The organism is Bacteroidia bacterium (assembly GCA_016218155.1).
Lineage (GTDB): Bacteria > Bacteroidota > Bacteroidia > Bacteroidales > GWA2-32-17 > GWA2-32-17.
This window is the reverse complement of record JACREQ010000006.1, coordinates 1-20,038: the sequence shown is the minus strand read 5'-3', so window position 1 is coordinate 20,038 and position 20,038 is coordinate 1. Positions and strand designations below refer to the sequence as shown.

Sequence of the window (20,038 nt, the reverse complement as noted above, 5' to 3'; positions counted from 1 at the left end):
TGTAATAATGACTTATGAAGTTGTAAAAGCGAATTACGAAGTTGCGACAGGCTCTTATGAAGTTGCAAAAGCCTCTTGCGAAGTTGTAAAAACCAATTATGAAGTTAAAAGAATGACTTGCGAAGTTGCAAATACGACCTGCGAAATTGTAACAATGACTTGCGAAGTTGGGACAAGCACTTATAAGTTTGAAACAGGCTGCAACTTGACAAAGACTTTAATCATATGTAATGAAACTTCCCTACTCACAAGTGTAAGCACATTCCGCTTTCACACAAACTCTACCCTGCAACCAAAAAAGCGTAAAGAGCTTTCACTTTTTTCAACCCTGAGTATTACTACTCAAATAATTTAATCTATTTTTAATCTAAAATAATAATAAACATCCCCCCTTAAAAAAAACTAAATTTTTATGTGCTCGCTCAAAGCCTTATACTATTATCGAAACATTCAAATCACGTAGGACAATGTTAAAACAAATCGCCTAATTGCTAACACACGGTTAAAATTTAGCAGGCTGTTATGGGCAACTTGACACGAATAACAAAGTTCAAACATTTTAGCGGTTTGACAATGACTGCAAGTAAAAGCCTGCCAAATTCAACCGCAAACCGTTACCAATAATGCATATAATAAGACAAATAGGCATCTTGACTGAGTTGTGAGAGAAAAAAGGTTGACCGTTTTGAGTATTAAATAAAAAAATAATATTATGACTTTAAAGACCGCTGACACGCAAGCCCAACCCAAATATTTAAATTTTTCTGCCTGCGCTCTCTGCCTTATCAGGCAGTTAGGTTTTTGTATTTTACAAATTTGGCACATTGTCTTTTGCCCACCACACAAGCAAACCCTTCGCAAAACCCAAAGAGCCAAACATTTCTATTCTCAATCTTTGAACAATCTTTTAACAGTTTTTGTTTTAAATATGTTAATAAGTAAATTCCTAAATCTTTAAACTTATTCATTTCCATATCGTAAAATGTCATTGTTAATTTTAAACTAAATAAACCCAAAAATATGAAAAGAAAAATAATCTTATTATTTGTTACAAATGTTTTAATAATGACTTCCTTTTTTAATTCATTTGCACAATCAGGTCAGAAATGGTCAACAGGACTTAACTCCATTTTTTCTGGCGAAGCTTTTGGGACATCAAATAATCAACCGCTATTAATAAAGGTAAATAATGCACTTGCATTACAGATTAATCCCGGTGGTGGTATATCGGTAAATTCATTCTCTAATGTTGGAAACGGAATTGTTTCTTATGATAATTCCGGAAAATTAATTCCAACAGCATTTCCAAATGATGCTACAAAAGTATTTCTTGGAAACGGAACTTGGGGCAATGTTCCTATTCCTCAAAATTACTGGCAATTTCATGATCCGGATATTTATACAATGACTCCCGGAAATATTGGATTTGGAACTGACCACCCATTATTTAAAGTTGACATTGTTGGGGATGTAAGAATTTCAGAAAATTTATTTGTCGGCGGTGGAATTATTATTACCGATAAAGTTAATGCAACAAGCGAAGTTAATACCGGAAAGATATTTGCTACTCAGGAATTAAAATCAGCTTCACTTAAAGCTGACTCAATTTTAATGGATAGCACTAAAGCTTTTTATGGTGAATCAAATTTCAAAGGTGATGTAAAACTAAAATATAAATTAGATGTTACTGGCGATGTACAGGTAAATGGTAATTTTAGAACAGCCGGGAATTTGACTTTTGCTAATAATAAAACAATTGGTTATTTACCTCCCTCTGGTGGTAATCCTGAAATACTATATTATGCTACTCCACCACAACAAACTTTTTCATTATGCTTTAGCCCTACCGTTCCTCTTAATCAATTTTCCGGTTTAATTCAATCAACAGGTATAAATGATGGTAATTTAAATATAATGACTATGGGATATAATGGAATGAATGGCATTATAGACATGGCAGGAATAACAACCATTGAACCTTCTAATGGACGTGGACTGTTAATAAACTATTATTGCGGCAAAGATGTTTCTGTTTGCACTGGTAATAATGGAGGTAATGTTTTTTTAACAAAGGTTGGAAGTAACGGAAGGGTTGGTGTTGGGACATTTAATCCTAATGCTAAATTAAGCGTTAAATCGGATTCAACTTTAACAGGATTATTAGTCGAAACTTCATTTGATTCAACAGCTAATGGTTATGGTATAGTTTCTAGTGTTGGTGTAACAGGCGATAGCACAATAGCTATTGCAGTAAAACAAGATACCATAAATAATTTTATTGTTTACGGAAACGGCCATGTTTTGGCAAGGGATGTAGTTGTAAAATTGGGGCATTTGGGCGATTTTGTTTTTAACGATGATTATAACTTAATGACCATTTACGAACTCGAAAACTACATTAAACAAAATCATCATTTACCTAAAATTCCATCTGCTAAAGAAGTTAAAGAAAACGGAATGAATGTTGGCGAATTTCAAAATCTTGTATTACAGAAAACAGAGGAACAGGCTTTATATATAATTAGCTTGCAGAAACAGATTGATGATTTAAAGAAAGTTATCGAAGAACTTAAAAAATAAATTTAGATGAAAAAGTTATATATATTTCTCTTTGTTACAACAATATTATTATCGAGTTGTACAAAATACGAAGAAGGCCCAAAAATAACTTTTAGGTCAATTGATTCGAGAATTATAGGTGATTGGAAAGTAACAGAGTATAGCTGTAATGATGTAGATTCATTACAATATTACAATGATAGTTGTGGCAGTAATTTATCTATTGATTTAAATGAAGGGCATTATCGTCGAAATTATACTGTTTCATTTATCGGCGGTAATAAGGAGTTCTTTGCTTTTGCTACTTTTTCAAATAATGATAGCTATAATCTTAATGTTGAATCAGGATATGATAATTATAATAAGTATTTTACAGGTCCATTTTTACCTGAACGTATTTCTTCTTGGCATATTTTAAGATTAACAAAAAAAGAATTAAAAATAAAGGTCGATTTTGATAATAGAACATATCGAATTTCTTTTAAAAAAATTTGAAAATGAAAAAAATCATTTTAATTAGCGCACTGTTAATTTCATGTTTAAATGACTTTGCACAATCAGATGCTGAAAACATGTTGAAATATTGGCACTATAGAGATAGATTAAAATATTTTGTTATACCTGGTACAAATAGAGGAGAAAGTGAAATGCTTTCTGAAAGAAACAGAATGACTTATACTTTTCCTTATAAAATCAGTAACATAGGTCAGCACGGTGTTTATTTTGGTTATTATTTAAGTATGCTTGCAACAGAATATCAACTGTTGATGAATAACAATAGAACAATTGAAGCCGGCAATACATTATTTGAGCTCAATTTAGCATTAAGCCAGTTTACTGATTATATGGATAGATGCGAAAATTATTGGGGTCAATCTACAGTAATTGATGGTTTTTTTGTTCGCGAAAATATGCCTTGTACTTTTTTAGATAATAACGACACTCTATTACTTGGATACAACTCAAGTGGTATAAGCCATTTAACTTTATTTAATAAAAATTTAGACACAACAAATGTTTGGGATGTTACTACCCATACATTTCATAATTTACCAGCTGGGCACCCTGGTTATACAGATTATATTGACGCAAGTACTTGTGATGGTCAATTAGATAAAAAAGAATTTATGAGCAAAGACGAGGTTATCGGAGTTCTACAGGGTTTGGCATTAGTAAAAAAGTTTTGCCCTCCTGCAGCATCAAGGAGTTCAGAAATTGCATGCGATATTATTAAATATGTACGAAATTTTAATTTAAATAATGGCACAGCTTTCAGATGGATGATTTATGGTCCAGATGGAAACACTGACACTACAGATCAGGATCTTACTGGCACTTGGGGTTCTTTTGCTCAGATGGGATTTGGTGGTAGAGGTGATGCGAATTTGCATACTTGGGGCTTTGTCGAAGCATCAAAATTTTTCGATTCACATTGTATGATAAATCAATACAATGGTATGGAATCAGCTTATAATTATTTAGCAAACGCAGCTGCATTTTTATCTTCACAGGTTTTAGCACCTGCAGGTGTACCATCAGCGGGATTTATTGCCTCAGATGAGCGGATATGGCAAACGCTTGCCTACATTAAACAAACAGGTGCTCAGGATTATAACAACGACAATAATTCAACACTTGCGGCCATAGGCAAGTCTTGGCATATAGGCGTAAAAATAAGAATAGGAATTTGTCCTTTTTGTTTTCGTATTCCTTTATATATTCAAACAACAGGTAAAAGAATTAAATATTTAACATCCGATAACAATAACGAAACCTTTTATTTATTGCTTTACGGATTATTAAATGGTAAAAAAATAAAATATTTAAATAAAAATAAGGCAATTACTCAAATTAACTCGGCACCTTGCGAAGGCCCATATAATTATGGATATGGTTTTCATCCTCCAACTGACCAATATGGTGGTTGGGGTGGTAGTTATAGGTGGAGAAAAACTATTGCCGAACAGCAAGGTACTACGTTGGGATTTGGTTCAGGGTCTAATAATGGTTTCGGAGGGAATTTCAATGGTCTCGATTACATGGTGTTTTATAATATGTACCAATTAAAATATGGCGGTATTCCTTACGAAAACTATAACGACAGGTATCTGTCCTCGAATATTAACACTGCACAGAATTTATATGCATATAATACTATTACATCCGTTCAGGATATTGATGCAACTACTCCGGGCTGGGTAAATTATAAGGCAGGAGAACAAATTGAACTAAAGCCCGGCTTTCATGCACAGGCAGGATCAAGTTTTCACGCTCATATCGAAAATATCAACTGCGGCGAAAATTTTATAACAGACAGTACTTATATTCCGCCAACTGACACAGCAACGTGGGAGGAAGATATCGGTGTAATTGTTATTCCATGCGATTCTATGTCAAATAATCCGAGTGATACTTCACTGGTTCATTTTGATGGCTTTGAATTTGACACAACCGGATATTATCAATATCATTGGGATTTTGGTTCAACTGGTTATCCTTTACCAACTCCTGTAACTTCAACTCTGGCTAATCCTGCTGTTTATTTTCCCTGTGGTTATACTTACAGAATTCAATTAATTATGTCAAGGGACTCAACCGATTCTACCGATGCTGTTGCTGACACAATGGTCTTTTCAATTAACAAACCTTGTTGCGATGGTTCGGGTAATGATGTTGAAAAAAGATTTAATAACAATTCTCAGAATGACGAGTTGAAAAATTCCTCAGCTAAGTATCAGGTAAAAGTATTTCCAAATCCTACTTCTGGTATTTTTAATGTGAATTGTTCTGATAAAAATATTATTTTTTCAGTTGAAATCTCTGATATTCTAAAAAACACATTGTATTTAAAAGATAATTTTTCAGGAAATGCACAGTTTGACTTATCTTCAAACCCTAAAGGAATTTACTTTGTTAAAGTAATTACATCGGATGGAAATATTTTTGTTAGTAAAGTCGTAAATCAATAGAATAATAAGGTTTAAGATAATCTATTTGCATTTATGAAATGAATTCCTGCTAATAAATAATATAATGGGTTTATTCAATATCTTTAACAAATTACCTGATAATATTTTTATTGAAGTTTGTCCTACTGTTGATGTATTGCAAAATTCATTAATCAGTAATTTTCATGTTTCATACGTTGAGATAAAAATTATTAATAAATCTGATTTTTCCCTTTTCCTTGAAAATCCAAAAATTAAAACATCAAAAAAAATAAACGGTTCATTTGAACACAATATTCCTGCACCTGTTGGCTTATACCCTTTTCATTTAAAATGCTCAGAATCACATTCAATAAAATTAATGCTTCCTGACAATGTGTTAGACAAACTTAGTCCTGAGAATAAAATAAGATTTGTTTTTTATGATGTTCTAAAAGTAAAATACCAGTCTCGTAAATACACTATTGCTGAATTAACAATAAATTAATAGAATTCCACCTATTTTCCGAACTTATTATATATTTCTTTTCTTGTAGGGCAACAGCAAAAACATGAATCACCAAAGTTAATCATATTATTGCAAATACAAGGTGCAACAGGTTTTACATAATGTATTCTCCCATCAACACAATTTATAATTTTACAGCAATTATCCAAGTCCCCGTTTAGACAGGGATGATTGTTTTTACTACATCTTGATTTTAATATTACTTCTTTGCTAATTCCATTTTTCATTGTTTCTAATATTGTGTGTTGTGTTTTTCAAGTATAGAATCGAAATATTTTGCTTGGACTTTTTCTAAAACCTGTTTAAATTTAATGTAATTGAAAATTTCAATAATTATCTTCTCGACTTTGTTTTCGATTTCTATGTTCCCATTTAATATTATTTTCTCATTGTTATTTGGCATTTCAAGAAAACTGGTAAAAATATTTGTATCATATAATACAACTCTTTCACTTTCATCTAACAATAAAGAATTAACAATAGACATGAGTATTTTTACAAAGTCCTCTTTTTGTATATTCGTTTGTATCTCGTATGTGTAATAATTGTTGTTTGACTCATTACTTAAAATATAAGCTATGCTGGAGAGTTTACTTTCCAGTTTCTGTATTAAAACAGACGAATTAATATTATGAAAAATCAGGTATGTATGCATAAAAAAAGACACGGACATAACAATATTTGCTTACGAGGTACTGGTATACCTACAGGACAAATAAGTTAGCCCGTGCCGTGCACGAGCGTTCACTTATTATTAAAGTCCTGTAAAAATTACCAGTTTTCGTAAGCCAAAATAATAATTAACGCTAAAATATATTTAAAGAACCTTTGCCAACATATTCATGTTCACTTTACAAAGGTACAATACTTTTATTTTAATGTCAAAATTTATTTTTTATGAAATTTCAGTTAAAACAAATTAAATCAGAAATTTATTGCTCATATAATATTTTTACTTGTTAAACGTTTATTTTTTATATTAAACAATTAAAACTTACAACTATGGCAACAAATTCCGACATCGTAAACGAAATTTCAAAGCACCGTAGTACAGAAGGCGGTCACGCTAAAAACGTAGCAAATTTCGAACAACTTATTTCAGTTTGCACTGGATACGGAGCACCTTACAATCCTTCTAAAGTTTCTTTAAAACTAACAGCATTAAACACCTTGCTTACAACTTCACAAACATCTATGACAAATGTTAAAGACAAATTCAATGCTTATTCTGCTGCTGTAGATGCAAGGGAAATTCTTTTTGCTCCTGCTCCATTTAGCAAGTTTATTACACGTATTTTTAATGCCCTCGAAAGTTCAGAAGTTACAGAACAAAAAATTGCAGATGCTAAAACTATCACCCGAAAACTTACAGGTAAAAGAGCTACACCAAAAACTAAAAAAACGTTGGATGCTTCTACTACCGAGACTACAACTGCAACTTCACCCGAAGCTGAACATAAAGAAATTTCATCATCACAAATGAGTTACGACAACCGCTTGGACAACTTCTCAAAACTTATTAATCTTCTTTCCACAGAAGCAGGTTACGCACCAAATGAAGCAGATTTAAAAGTAACTGCTCTAAATACCTTACTTGCCTCAATGAAAACAAAGAACACTGCTGTAATTAATGCAAAAACAGCTTTAAGCAATGCCCGGATTAATCGGAATAAAATCCTTTATCTTGATTTAACATCACTCTACAATTCACAATTAGATGCAAAGAAATATGTTAAATCCGTTTTTGGAGCATCAAGTCCCGAATATAAGCTAATATCAAAGATTAAGTTTATAAAACTCGCTTAACCTGTTTTTAGAATCAATCGTCATGTTTTAGGTTTTAACCTACATGTTTTAAGATACAAAGGATTATTTTTAGAATATTGACAATTGTGTTTAGGAAACAACGAGCTGTATCGGGGAAACAGACAATTGTATTTAGGATATTAAGGACTATTTTCAGGAAACAACGAACAATTTTTAGGATTCAGACAATTATTTTCAGGAAACAACGGATTGTATTGAGGAATAAGACAATAATTTTTTGGAAACAACCCTATTCACAGGTGTAACCACATTCCGCTTTCCCGCAATAACTTCCCTGCAAGCAAAAAAGCGTAAAGAGGTTTCACCTTTTGCCTTCTCCGGCTTTGTATTAACGTTACTGCAACTTGGCAAATACTAAAGAAAAAAAGAAAAAACCCTTCTCACAAAAATTTAAATGCCGACACACAACCACCCTGACTAAAAAAAGACTAAATTAGCCTCAGTGGTTCTTGACACAAATTGCAAGTAATAAAAAAAATGCACTAATTGGTAACACACGGTTAAAATTTAGCAGGCTGTTATGGGCAACTTGACAAGTATAACAAAGTTCAGGCATTTTAGCGGTTTGACAATGACTGCAAGTAATAGCCTGCCAAATTCAACCGCCAACCGTTATAAGCAAGCAATACAAAAAACGTGAAACCAAATATTAATCTGACTTTAATTTTATTTTTATTAATAAATTTATCTTTTGGACAAGCAGCACCAAAGGAAATATTAGACAGTATTTATAATAGCGACCAAAAATATCGAAATATGCTTGACAGTATATTTCAAAAATATGGGAAAGAATCAGAAGAATATAAAGGTATTTGGAATAAAATAAATATTAATGACTCCATAAATTTGACTAAAGTAATTTCAATTTTAGACAAATATGGTTGGCTTGGAGACAACCTTGTTGGTAAAAAAGGAAATTCTGCTTTGTTTTTAGTGATTCAACATTCAGACTTAAAAACACAAGAAAAATACAAGCCAATGATGGAAAACGCTGTTAAAAACGGACAAGCATCTGCTGCATCTTTTGCTTTGTTGACAGACAGAATTGAAATGGGAAAAGGTAAACCTCAAATTTATGGAAGTCAAGTTCAAGGAAATAGAACTAACGGATACAAATTATATCCCATTTTTGATGAAATTAATGTAAATATACGAAGGAAAGAAGTTGGACTTCAACCATTGGAAGAATATTTAAAACAATGGAACATAGAATATAAAATACCTAAAAAATAATTGCCAGCTTATAACACACGCTTGGCAAAACCTGGGCGGGCGGTGGCAACTTGACAATGCTAACAAATTACAAACCTCCCCGCTGCTTGACAAAATCTGCAGCTAATCGCCCAGATTTTCCAAGCGCAAACCGTTAGCAATAAGGCGAAAAAAAAACAGCAACATGGACAATGACTACAAACTTGAAAACAAAATAAATAAATTAAAGAATTGACAAATATTCAATAAAATATTTTTTTGTTTAATTTGGAAGTTAACTAATTACATGTTACCTTTATTTAACAAATTAAAATCCGCCTAAAAATCATGAAAAAAATTATCTTTTTAATCAGCCTTTTAATCAGTGTAGTAACTGTTAATGCTCAAACTCAAATAGTAACTTATACTGGAACAACTTGTAGTGTAAAAGCTACTCCTAGTCCTTCTCTTGCTTCTCTTGCTTCTACTTTAGGAACAACAAGCTCTACTCAATGGACTTGTACATCAGTAGATTATTCAACACTTGATTGTTCTTTAAGCTATCAAAACACTAATTCCTTTCCTCAATTTCAAGCTTCAATTACTACTATTTTTACTTTAAACATACCTTACTCAGCACCTAATTCTTTTACTGTTAGTTATATATTAGAAAGTGATAATTATAAAGTTGTCACAGTCACTGTAACTGTTAATAGAAATATTACATCAATTGAAAACACTATTGTAACAAGTTCTATTGAAGTTTATCCTAATCCGTTTATTGATAATGTAAACTTAAAAGTAAATGCGTTAGAATCGAGTATATCAAATATTACACTTACTGATATTACAGGTAAAGTATATGAAAATAAAGAAGTAGAATTAACTCAAGGAGAAAACATTATCAATGTTCCTGTTAATTGTCCAAAAGGACTTTATTTACTTTCTTTAATCATGGAGAATAAAATAATAAAGTATAAAATAATAAAGTAAAATAATTCTAACATATTATGGAATTGAAAAAAATTGAAGTATCAGCATGGAACAATGGACAACATCATGAATCTGGTGCAGGTTATGGCATATATGTTTTGAAAAAAGATAGAAAATTTATTTTGGATAAAAATATAAACTTTATAAGTATTAAAATTGATGGGAAAGAAGAATTTAAAGCTTCTATTTCAAATAGCTTTAAGAGAATAGGAAAAATTCGTAAAATAATGTGTGGTGAAATACGTAAAATAGAAATAGGTATATGGTTTAAAGAACTAAATTTATTACATTGGGAAAAAAATAATCCGCCAAAATTTGATTTAACTCATATTAAAGGAAATGAATTTACTTTGAGTTATCATCATTAAATTAACTATAAAATATGCTTCTTCTTTCAGACAGATTGAAAAGTTTGAAATCATATTAACAAAACGCCCAATTGCTAACACCACCTACCACAACACCGTGCAGACATTGTCGGTTTGACAATGTCAACAATACAAAAACTGTTCAGCGGTTTGACAATTTCTGCAAGAAATTGCACGGTGTTGGGTAGCTTCAAACGTTACCAACCAAACTACAAAAAAGCAAAAAGATTATCGTTTTGACTGAGTTGTGAGAGAAAAAAAGGTTTGAGAGTTTTGTGCATTGACTTAAAAAGAAAAAGTAAAATTATGACCTTAATGACCGCTGACACACAAGCCCAATCCTTCTGTATTATTTTTTTTGCCCTCGCTCTCTGCCCTTCGGGCAGTATGGATTTAACAACCGCTGACACACATTTTGCACATTTGCCTGCCACAACCCACAAGCCAACCCTTCGGCAGCCAAAAGAGCAAAATTCCGGTATTTTGTAAATTTGTTGTTCCAAAAAATTATGTAACTTTGACTTTTAATAAGATAGAGCATTATGATTAAAGAAAAATACGTTAACCCATTTACCGACTTTGGTTTCAAAAAATTGTTCGGAGAAGAAGTCAATAAAGACTTATTAATTGACTTCCTCAATAGCCTATTAATTGGCGAACAGCAAATTAAAAATCTTACCTATTTAAAAAACGAACATTTAAGCTCATCAGACACTGACAGGAAAGCAATATTTGATTTATACTGTGAAAATGAGAGAGGTGAAAAATTCATTGTAGAACTACAAAAAGCAAAACAGAATTTTTTCAAAGACAGAAGTGTTTATTATTCAACATTTCCAATACAAGAACAAGCAAAACAAGGAAATTGGAACTTTGAATTAAAAGCAGTTTACACAATTGGAATTTTGGACTTTATGTTTGACGACCAAAAACATGAACCAAATAAAATTCTGCATAAAATTAAACTTTCCGATATTGAGAAGAATACCGTTTTTTACGATAAACTCACATACATTTATTTAGAAATGCCTAAATTCACTAAGAAAGAAAGTGAATTAAAAACAAGTTTTGATAAGTGGCTGTTTGTATTAAGACATTTACCAGCTCTTCAAAACAGACCCAAAGCATTACAAGAAAGAATTTTCGAAAAACTATTTAAAACTGCTGAAATTGCAAAATTTTCACAAAAAGAAATGAAAGAATATGAAGACAGTTTAAAATATTATAGAGATTTTGCCAACACTGTTGATACCGCAGAACATGATGGAAGAAAAAAAGAAAAAATAGAAATTGCAAAGAAATGCAAAAAAAGAGGTATGAGCATTGAAGAAATTGCAGATTTAACAGGTCTTTCAAAAGAAGAGATTACAAGACTTAAGTAAATGAAATTTACTAAACAAAAACTCATTATTTATTTAAAGAAAGTATCAAACTTTTGCGGCATTTTATTTTTTATAGGAACGATATCGTTATTTGTTTTAGCTTTCTTTCTTCATGAAAATAAGCTATTCACAAATGATTCATTAAAGAAACTTGATGTATATAATACCTCTATTATTCCTTCATTAAAAAATATTGCTGATAAAAAATTTATTGATTCTACTGAACTGAAATTTCAAATACAATCAATCTTAGAAGAAAATAATTGTTTAGATTTCAATGATTTTGCTGTTACATTAATTGAAAATAAAAAAGATTCAAATAATATTGGTTATTGGATATTGCCTATTAATAATCTTGTTCCAATACCAAAAAACATTATAGATAATATTGAAAAAATTAAAAATAAACCTTTTGAAAATGAAGAAAAATTAATTATTTCAATTAAACGATTAATTACTGTTAATGCTTTTAATAAATATGAAAAAATATTAAATAAATGCATTGTAAATGAAACAAAAACAAGAAAGATACTATCAAATGTTGGACTTAAACTATATTTATTTTTCATGTTACTCTTTATTACGGCTGGTATTACTGCTATACTGTTAGAAGATAAAGAAAAAAAACAAGCAATAAAAAGAGAATACGATACAGCTGCAAAGGAATTAGAAAAAAACCCAGATACTAACTCTGAATTAAATTATGCTAGAAAAAGATTAGACAAATATTTTGACGATAATCAAAGTAATTTGAAATATATTTTTTGGATAAGTATTATTTTAATAATTTCAGGTTTTCTTATGTTAGTAATAGTATTTATACTTTACTTTAAAATACCAGATTCAAATTTAACATTGCCTGGCAGTTTCTTTGGAATAATCCTTGAATTTATTGGCACAATATTTTTGTTTGTTTATAAATCTACTATTCAACAAGCATTGAAGAATACTAGCACATTAGAAAATATAAGTAACGTCAGTTTAGCAATAAAAATATTGAATGAAATAGTCGAAACTGAAAATAATAAATCTGAGATAACAAATGCCAAAATAGAAATCTCAAAATTGCTTATAAGTAATAGGAATATAAAATAATAATCTGATGAAGAAAGGAGGTAACAAAGAGTATATATAACACAATGAAATAAAAAAAAAGATTTAAAAAAACATAAGAAGCGTTAGCTTTTATTTTGGCTTTCGAAAACCTCCAATTTTCAAACCAGTCAAGAATAATAAGTTTAATGCTCACGTTATGGCGTGGGCTTAACTTATTTGACTGGTGGGTGCTTGGAGGTACCTCGAAAGCGGATAAAGTTACAGTCCCACGTCTTCTTTAAATTTTAACGCCACTTTTGGGGCTGGTGAGGCAAAGCAAAAATAATATTTATGAAAATATTTTTACTCTCTTTTGCCTTTATTAGCAGTATTTCCTGTCTTTGGGCACAGCAAAAACAGAATCCGATTTCAACAAACATTTACAAAAACTCTAAAATTACCGTTGTTAAACAAACCAATAATATTGGGTTTACTAAAAATACTGGTAAAATGCCTAATAAAGAGGTATTAAAAAAACAACAAAGGACTACAATAAATACTAATGCAAAACAAATTGTACAAAAAAATGAAATTCATTGGTATGCTTTGGAAAACGAAAACAATACATTATATTGGTCAAATGTCGATTGCAAAAATATTATTATTGAATTACAAAAGGGTATTTCTATTGAGTCAAAAGGCATAAAAGATTTTTTACAAAAAAATAATCTTACTAAAATTGTCAGAAAAAGTAAATATCCAGAAATACAAAATTTCTATCAATTTGAAGTTATTGAAGGTAATAAAAAAGCAATTCTTCAAATTGTTAATAGTGCTAAATTAAATCCTAATATTTTATACGTTGAACCTATTTCAATCATAAAGACTAATGCCTTTACACCAAATGATCCTTATTGGAATCAACAATGGGGGCCTTATGTTATTGGTGCTGATAGTGTATGGTCATACTATACGGGTGGTACTAGCAATACAAAATTAGCCGTTATAGACAATGCTGTTGATTGGTATCATCCAGATTTATATGATAATGTTTGGGATGGTTATGATTTTGCAAATAATGATAATGATCCAACACCTGACGTTGCTTTTGCTAGTTATCAAGAGCATGGTACTCATGTTACAGGAACAATTGGTGCTACACTAAATAATGGCATAGGTGTATCAGGGATGATTAATGATACTGTGTATTTTGCTAAAATAGGTAAAGATTCTACTTTGAGTGATGTTGCTGTAATAGATGCATTAAATTACATTTCTACCGTAGCTCATATTCGTGCTGTAAATATGAGTTTTGGTGGTCCCTCTCAAAGTAGTGCCTTAGAAACAGCAATTAATAATGCATGGAATAACGGAAAACTTTTAATTGCAGCGGCTGGTAATAGTAATTCATCAAATCCTTTGTACCCTGCTGCTTTTACAAATGTAATCAGTGTTTCTGCAGTTGGTGTAAGTTCTAGTTACGATTTTACTTGCGCTTCTTATTCAAATTTTGGTAGCACAATTGACTTGTCAGCACCCGGTGGTGAAGCTTCAACTGGCTTCCCAATTATTTCTACTCTTCCAAATAACACCTATGGTGGGGCAAACTGGCAAGGTACTTCAATGGCAGCACCACACGTTACAGGTTTAGCAGGTATAGTATTTGATATGAACCCTTTTTTAACAAATGCACAAGCAAGAACCATAATAGAACAACAGGTTTTTGACTTAGGTGCAAGTGGTTGGGATCAATATTTCGGAACTGGAATGATTTGCGCTTATTGTTCATATTTTGAAGCATGTAATCAATTATCGGCTAATATAGCAACTTCTGGCAACTTGTCTTTTTGTGAAGGAGGTAATGTTACATTTACTTGTGATTATAATGATAATGTAAAATATCAGTGGACATTTAATGGAGCAAATATATCTAGTGCAACGTCAAATCTGCTTACAGCAAATCAATCTGGCAGCTATAATTTAGTATTAACAACACCTGGTGGTTGTCAAGCTACTTGGAATCCTTTTATTGTAACTGTTAATCAGAATCCACCTTCTCCAACAATTTCAACTAATGGTTCAACAACTTTTTGTCAAGGTGGAAGCGTTATCTTATCTGCTCCATCTGGTTATTCATGGTATAATTGGTCGAATGGAGTTAATGGCCCTACTAATCAAGATTTGACAGTGACAACAACGGGTTCTTATTCACTTAATGTTGCTAATTCAAATTGGTGTAACAGTCCAGAATCTTCACCTGTTTGGGTTCAAGTTAACCCCTTACCGCCAACACCAACTATTTCTCAAAATGGTAATCAACTTATATCTGATGCTACAACTGGTAATCAATGGTATTTAGATGGCAATATTATTCCCGGTGCAACAAATCAAACATATAATATAACATCGGCGGGTAATTATTATGTAATTTCTACTAATAATGGATGCAGTTCTAATATTTCAAATGCAATATATTCAATAAATGTAGAAGAAATCAGCTTGAATAACAATTTTGCAGTATATCCAAATCCTGTAAACCATGAACTTTTTATTGAAACATTAAAATCAAATTCAAAACTTAAATTTGAAATAATTAATAGTATTGGTCAAATTGTTTATTCTTCATTTGTTGATAAAAAAGTAGTTGTTAATATTTCATATTTTGCAAATGGCATTTATGATTTGAATATCTATGACGGTCAAACTATCTATACAAAGAGATTTATAAAAGAATAGCTATTTTCTTTTAATTGATTATAGCTGAATTGATTTTTTTGTTTATATGGGCATTCCCCTATGGGTCGGGCTTTACGCTGCAATCTTTTTGCGAAAAGCAAAAAGGATTTCCGCTGTAATCCCTAATGCGGGTTTAAAATCGGAGATAAAAAACGAATAATAATAAATAATATTTCGTTAACACGCAGGTTTATTGCCGTTTGATTGAATATATTTTTAGCAATTTATATAATAACAAATCATAGCAATCGTTATTTTAAGAACTAACCCTTTAAAATAACAAAGTTATGACAACAAATTCAGATGTAGTAAACGAAATCTCAAAGCATGGAAGCTATGAAACTGGCCACGCCAAAAACGTAGCAAACTTTGAAAAAATGGTTGATTTTTGCGTTGGATATGGAACAACATACAACCCAAGTAAAACCACAATTAAAGTTGCAGCAATGCAAACGCTGTTGACTAATGCTAAAAACGCTATTTTGGCGGTAAACAACAACATCCCTGCTTATTCTAATGCTGTTGCAGCAAGAGAATTGGCATTTGAATCACTTAGTAAACTTGTTACGAAAATTATTAATGCACTCAAAGCAACTGACACCAGCCAACAGGTTGTTGACAACGCTAAAACTTATGCAAGAAAATTGCAAGGAAGAAGAGCAAAAGCAATTATTAAAAATCCAAATTTGCCGGTTAGCGAACCAGTACCCGGAGCAGAAATTTTAATTGAGCAGGAACAAAAGAACATTTCAGCCTCGCAAATGAGTTATGACAATCGCTTGGACAACTTGGATAAGTTAATTAAATTTCTTAGCTCTGTGACAACGTATGCCCCAAATGAAGCAGAATTAAAGACTACCGCTTTGACAACTCTGATCAATGACTTGAAAATTAAAAATTCTGCTGTTATTTCTTCTCTTGTTCCTATTTCAAACGCCCGCATTTCAAGAAATGACACCCTTTACAAAGAAAAAACAGGCGTTGTTGATGTAGCGGCAGACGTTAAAGCTTATGTAAAGTCCATTTATGGTGCAACAAGCCCCCAGTATAAGCAAATAAGCGGGATTCGTTTTGTAAGACACTAGATAAAAGTTAAAACAGCCTAGATGATTTATGAAAAAGTCTTTGGTCAATATGAAACAACGCTTGGTCAGTTTGCAAAAGCCTTTGTTCAGTTTGCAACAACCTCTGGTCAATGTGAAAAAGTGTTTGTTCAGTTTGCAAAAGTCTTTGGTCAGTATGGAAAAACCTTTGGTCATTGTAAAAAAGTCTTTGTTCAGTTTGCAACTACCTTTGGTCACTCTTTGACAACGCTGTGCAAGCTTGACAATTTCTACATTATGACAAAAACATTAATCACACAGGCTGCAACTCCCCTGCTCACAAGTGTAAGCACATTTTGTTTTTCGCACAATGCCAATCTGCAAACCAAAAAAAACAAAAAGAGCTTACACTTTTAGCTCCCCACTGCTGAAAGCGGAATGATATTTTATATTTTTCCCCCCTTCTAAAAAAAATAATACCCCGACACTCAACCGCCCTGACTAAAAAAGCACTAAATTAGCCCCAGTGGTTTTGGAAAAGGCTGCAAGAAATGACAAAATAAGTTCGGTTGGTAACACACGGTTAAAATTTAGCAGGCTGTTATGGGCAACTTGACAAGTATAACAAAGTTCAGGCATTTTAGCGGTTTGACAATAACTGCAAGTAAAAGCCTGCCAAATTCAACCGCCAACCGTTACCGGCAAGGCTATGACCTCAATTCTAGCATGAAACTGACTGAATAAAACAATTATTTTAAAAAAACGCATTAAAGTATGATAAATAAAGTTGAACGTCTTACTTCCATTGGCAAATTTCGCAACTACAATGCTGCTGGACAGGTTAATTTTCATAAGCTGACTTTAATCTATGGTGACAATGGCGGTGGTAAAACCACATTGACTTCAGTGTTTCGTTCTCTAACAACAAATAAACCTGAAGTTGTTAGAAGTAGAATTTCTACAAATCATATCGCACCCCAAGCAGCACAGATAACCCAAGTTGGGACGCCAAATATTTATCATACTTTCGGTGCAGCAGGCTGGACAATCCCATTTCCTGACATTGAGATTTTTGATATTCACTTTGTCAATGACAATATTTATTCCGGCTTTGACTTTAATGATGAACACAAAAAGCAACTTCATCAATTTGTAATCGGTGCACAAGGTGTTGCTATTCAAAACCAGATTGAGCAAAACAAAGCTGCAAAAGCCACATCAAGACTAAATCAAACAAATATTGAACAACAGTTAATTCAGCAAGTAGGCAACAATTTGACAGCTGATTTAATTACTTCTTTTCTTGCAATTCCTGCAACCCAAGCCATCAATATTGACCCACAAATTACAGCAGCAGTGGCAGTATTAGCAAGTGCAAATGCCAATGCAATAATTCAAACATTACAAATGCTTTCTCCATTAAACCGAATTAATTCGGATATAGACTTCGCTTCTCTTATCATAGACTTACAGACCACATCACAAGCAATTCAAAATGCAACTTTGGAAACCTTGTTTTCAAATCATTGTCAAGACTTGTTAGACAACACACTTGATGGTCCTGAAAATTGGCTCCAAAAAGGATATGCATATGTTGAAAGCAAACAAATAGCAAATGAGCCAACAATTTCTTGTCCATTTTGCAAACAGACTATTGATAGTAATGTTGTAATTCTTAACACCTATGCAAGTAAATTTAATGCAGACTTTAATGCCTTAGTTCAGCGTCTTCAAGCACATTCTATATCGCTCCAAAATTTCAATTTAGAAGCAGCTATACAAGCGTTAAACAGTATTAACCAGACAAACACCGCAAGTATTACATCATGGACTACACATCTTCCAAATACAGTTCAACAGCCATTCTTTAACATAATTACAGACGAGACTGCTTTTAGAGCAGAATTTCAAAGTTTGATTGCTTCGCTTCAACAAAAAATACAAAATCCAACAGCAGCCGTGGCTAACACCACAGCTACTGTTTTTCAATCTTCCTTGCAAACAATTAACTCAAACATCGATTGCTACAATCATAGTGTTACGACTTACAATTCTGCTATTACAACATTTCGTACAGGAATTCAGACTGTTGCAAACGCACAGCTTGCAGTTGATAGACTACAAAGAATCAAAAAAAGATTTGAAACTCCCATTGATACACTTTGCACTCAATTGTCTGCCGAGAAGCAAACACTTAGAGGTTTAGAAACTGCATACACATTGTTATCACAACAGCAGCAAACGGCAGCAGCAACATTTTTCAGTAGTTATCAAACACAAATCAACCATTACTTAGGTAATGTTTTTAAGACCCTTTTTAAAATTGACAATGTTGTTCATGTTGCTCCCCATGGCCGAGCTACACAAAGCAAAATCGCATATAAGCTGACTATTGACGGCAAGGATATTTCATTTGTTCCTAATCAACCATTTAATGCAAAAGAATGTTTAAGCGAGGGAGATAAAAGCACAATTGCGTTAGCTTTCTTTTTATCCAAACTTGACATTGATCCGAACCGCCAAGACAAGATTTTAATTTTTGACGACCCGCTTTCAAGCTTAGATACTAATAGAAGAACATACACGATTGGAATAATCAAAGCATTAATACAGCAAATGAAGCAAGTTGTTGTTTTGAGTCACAACGAATTCTTCTTACATGAAATAGGTAAGGACTTTGGCGGAGCGATTAAGAACACTTTGAGAATAACAGAAAACTTTGCTGCTAAAGCTTCCATAATTGAAGAATGTGATTTGGACAGCTTAGTAAAAAATGAATATTTTAAACATATTGAAGCGTTAGAGGCATTTCGTACTAATCCTGACCATTCAATTAAAGACACGGTATTAGGATGGCTGCGTAATGTATTAGAAGCTCATTTGCGTTTCAAGTTCTATAAAGAAATTCGTTCAATGACTGGACAAAAAACATTTGGCAGACTTATTTCCTTTCTTGACACCTCAGGTGTGGTTTTTCGAGACAATGCAAATAGAACAACTATAATAGCTAACTTGAATTTAATTAATGGAGTTTCTTGGAAACAACATCATGGTGACCCAAATCCAGATTATGCAACATTAGGAATGAACCCAAATACAATAACAGCACCTGAATTGGACAACCTCATACAAGACGTTCTTAAATTAATTGAAGTGCAACTATAGCGACAAAAAGAAGCCCAGCCGGTAACACACGGTTAAAATTTAGCAGGCTGTTATGGGCAACTTGACACGAATAACAAAGTTCAAATATTTTAGCGGTTTGACATTCACTGCAAGTAATAGCCTGCCAAATTCAACCGCAAACCGTTAGGCAAAATAGGTAAAAAAACTGCACGACTAGTATTAGAGCATTTAAAAAGTTAAAGTTATGAATAGACAAATAATCCTCTTTTTTTTATTTGGCATTTTTATCGTGACAATTCTAAACTCATGTCAATGTTCTTGT

16 protein-coding genes are annotated in these 20,038 nt (G+C 32.1%); 15 read left to right on the top strand and 1 reads right to left on the bottom strand.

The window, feature by feature from the left end:
• The first annotated feature begins 7 nt into the window (after window positions 1–7).
• The 5 genes from HY951_00615 (at window position 8) to HY951_00595 (ending at window position 5,994) form a co-directional block, all read left to right on the top strand.
• Window positions 8–355: a hypothetical protein gene (locus HY951_00615; GenBank protein ID MBI5538535.1), complete on the top strand. Its 348-nt coding sequence runs from the start codon at window positions 8–10 to the stop codon at window positions 353–355.
• A gap of 665 nt (window positions 356–1,020) precedes the next feature.
• Complete coding sequence (locus HY951_00610; protein MBI5538534.1) at window positions 1,021–2,580, top strand: hypothetical protein; 1,560 nt, start codon at window positions 1,021–1,023, stop codon at window positions 2,578–2,580.
• Between the two features lie 6 nt (window positions 2,581–2,586).
• Complete coding sequence (locus HY951_00605) at window positions 2,587–3,054, top strand: hypothetical protein (protein MBI5538533.1); 468 nt, start codon at window positions 2,587–2,589, stop codon at window positions 3,052–3,054.
• 2 nt (window positions 3,055–3,056) lie between these two features.
• Entirely contained in the window at window positions 3,057–5,528 is a 2,472-nt protein-coding gene (locus HY951_00600; protein ID MBI5538532.1) for a T9SS type A sorting domain-containing protein, read from the top strand.
• Between the two features lie 64 nt (window positions 5,529–5,592).
• Complete coding sequence (locus HY951_00595) at window positions 5,593–5,994, top strand: hypothetical protein (protein MBI5538531.1); 402 nt, start codon at window positions 5,593–5,595, stop codon at window positions 5,992–5,994.
• A gap of 253 nt (window positions 5,995–6,247) precedes the next feature.
• Here the strand turns inward: HY951_00595 and HY951_00590 are convergent, their stop codons facing one another.
• Window positions 6,248–6,502, bottom strand: coding sequence for a hypothetical protein (locus tag HY951_00590; GenBank protein MBI5538530.1), 255 nt, complete (start codon window positions 6,500–6,502; stop codon window positions 6,248–6,250).
• Between the two features lie 515 nt (window positions 6,503–7,017).
• On the opposite strand from HY951_00590, the gene HY951_00585 reads away from it, so the two are divergent.
• The 10 genes from HY951_00585 (at window position 7,018) to HY951_00540 (ending at window position 19,755) form a co-directional block, all read left to right on the top strand.
• A complete protein-coding gene (locus HY951_00585) occupies window positions 7,018–7,821 on the top strand; it encodes a hypothetical protein (protein MBI5538529.1) in 804 nt (267 codons plus the stop codon).
• Window positions 7,822–8,478: 657 nt separating this feature from the next.
• Entirely contained in the window at window positions 8,479–9,075 is a 597-nt protein-coding gene (locus HY951_00580; protein ID MBI5538528.1) for a hypothetical protein, read from the top strand.
• Between the two features lie 306 nt (window positions 9,076–9,381).
• The gene (locus HY951_00575) at window positions 9,382–10,026 is read left to right on the top strand and encodes a T9SS type A sorting domain-containing protein (GenBank protein MBI5538527.1); all 645 of its coding nucleotides are present in this window, start codon (window positions 9,382–9,384) and stop codon (window positions 10,024–10,026) included.
• Between the two features lie 17 nt (window positions 10,027–10,043).
• On the top strand, window positions 10,044–10,394 hold the full coding sequence (locus tag HY951_00570; GenBank protein MBI5538526.1) for a hypothetical protein: 351 nt from the start codon (window positions 10,044–10,046) through the stop codon (window positions 10,392–10,394).
• Window positions 10,395–10,936: 542 nt separating this feature from the next.
• Window positions 10,937–11,776: a PD-(D/E)XK nuclease family transposase gene (locus tag HY951_00565; protein ID MBI5538525.1), complete on the top strand. Its 840-nt coding sequence runs from the start codon at window positions 10,937–10,939 to the stop codon at window positions 11,774–11,776.
• On the top strand, window positions 11,777–12,871 hold the full coding sequence (locus HY951_00560) for a hypothetical protein (GenBank protein ID MBI5538524.1): 1,095 nt from the start codon (window positions 11,777–11,779) through the stop codon (window positions 12,869–12,871).
• A 291-nt stretch (window positions 12,872–13,162) separates the two neighbouring features.
• Window positions 13,163–15,547, top strand: a complete 2,385-nt coding sequence (locus HY951_00555) for a S8 family peptidase (GenBank protein MBI5538523.1) — start codon at window positions 13,163–13,165, stop codon at window positions 15,545–15,547.
• 287 nt (window positions 15,548–15,834) lie between these two features.
• Window positions 15,835–16,632 carry a hypothetical protein gene (locus HY951_00550; GenBank protein ID MBI5538522.1) on the top strand — a complete coding sequence of 266 codons (798 nt, stop codon included), beginning with the start codon at window positions 15,835–15,837 and terminating at the stop codon, window positions 16,630–16,632.
• A gap of 21 nt (window positions 16,633–16,653) precedes the next feature.
• Complete coding sequence (locus HY951_00545; GenBank protein ID MBI5538521.1) at window positions 16,654–17,007, top strand: hypothetical protein; 354 nt, start codon at window positions 16,654–16,656, stop codon at window positions 17,005–17,007.
• Between the two features lie 357 nt (window positions 17,008–17,364).
• Window positions 17,365–19,755, top strand: a complete 2,391-nt coding sequence (locus HY951_00540) for an AAA family ATPase (protein ID MBI5538520.1) — start codon at window positions 17,365–17,367, stop codon at window positions 19,753–19,755.
• Window positions 19,756–20,038 lie beyond the last annotated feature (283 nt).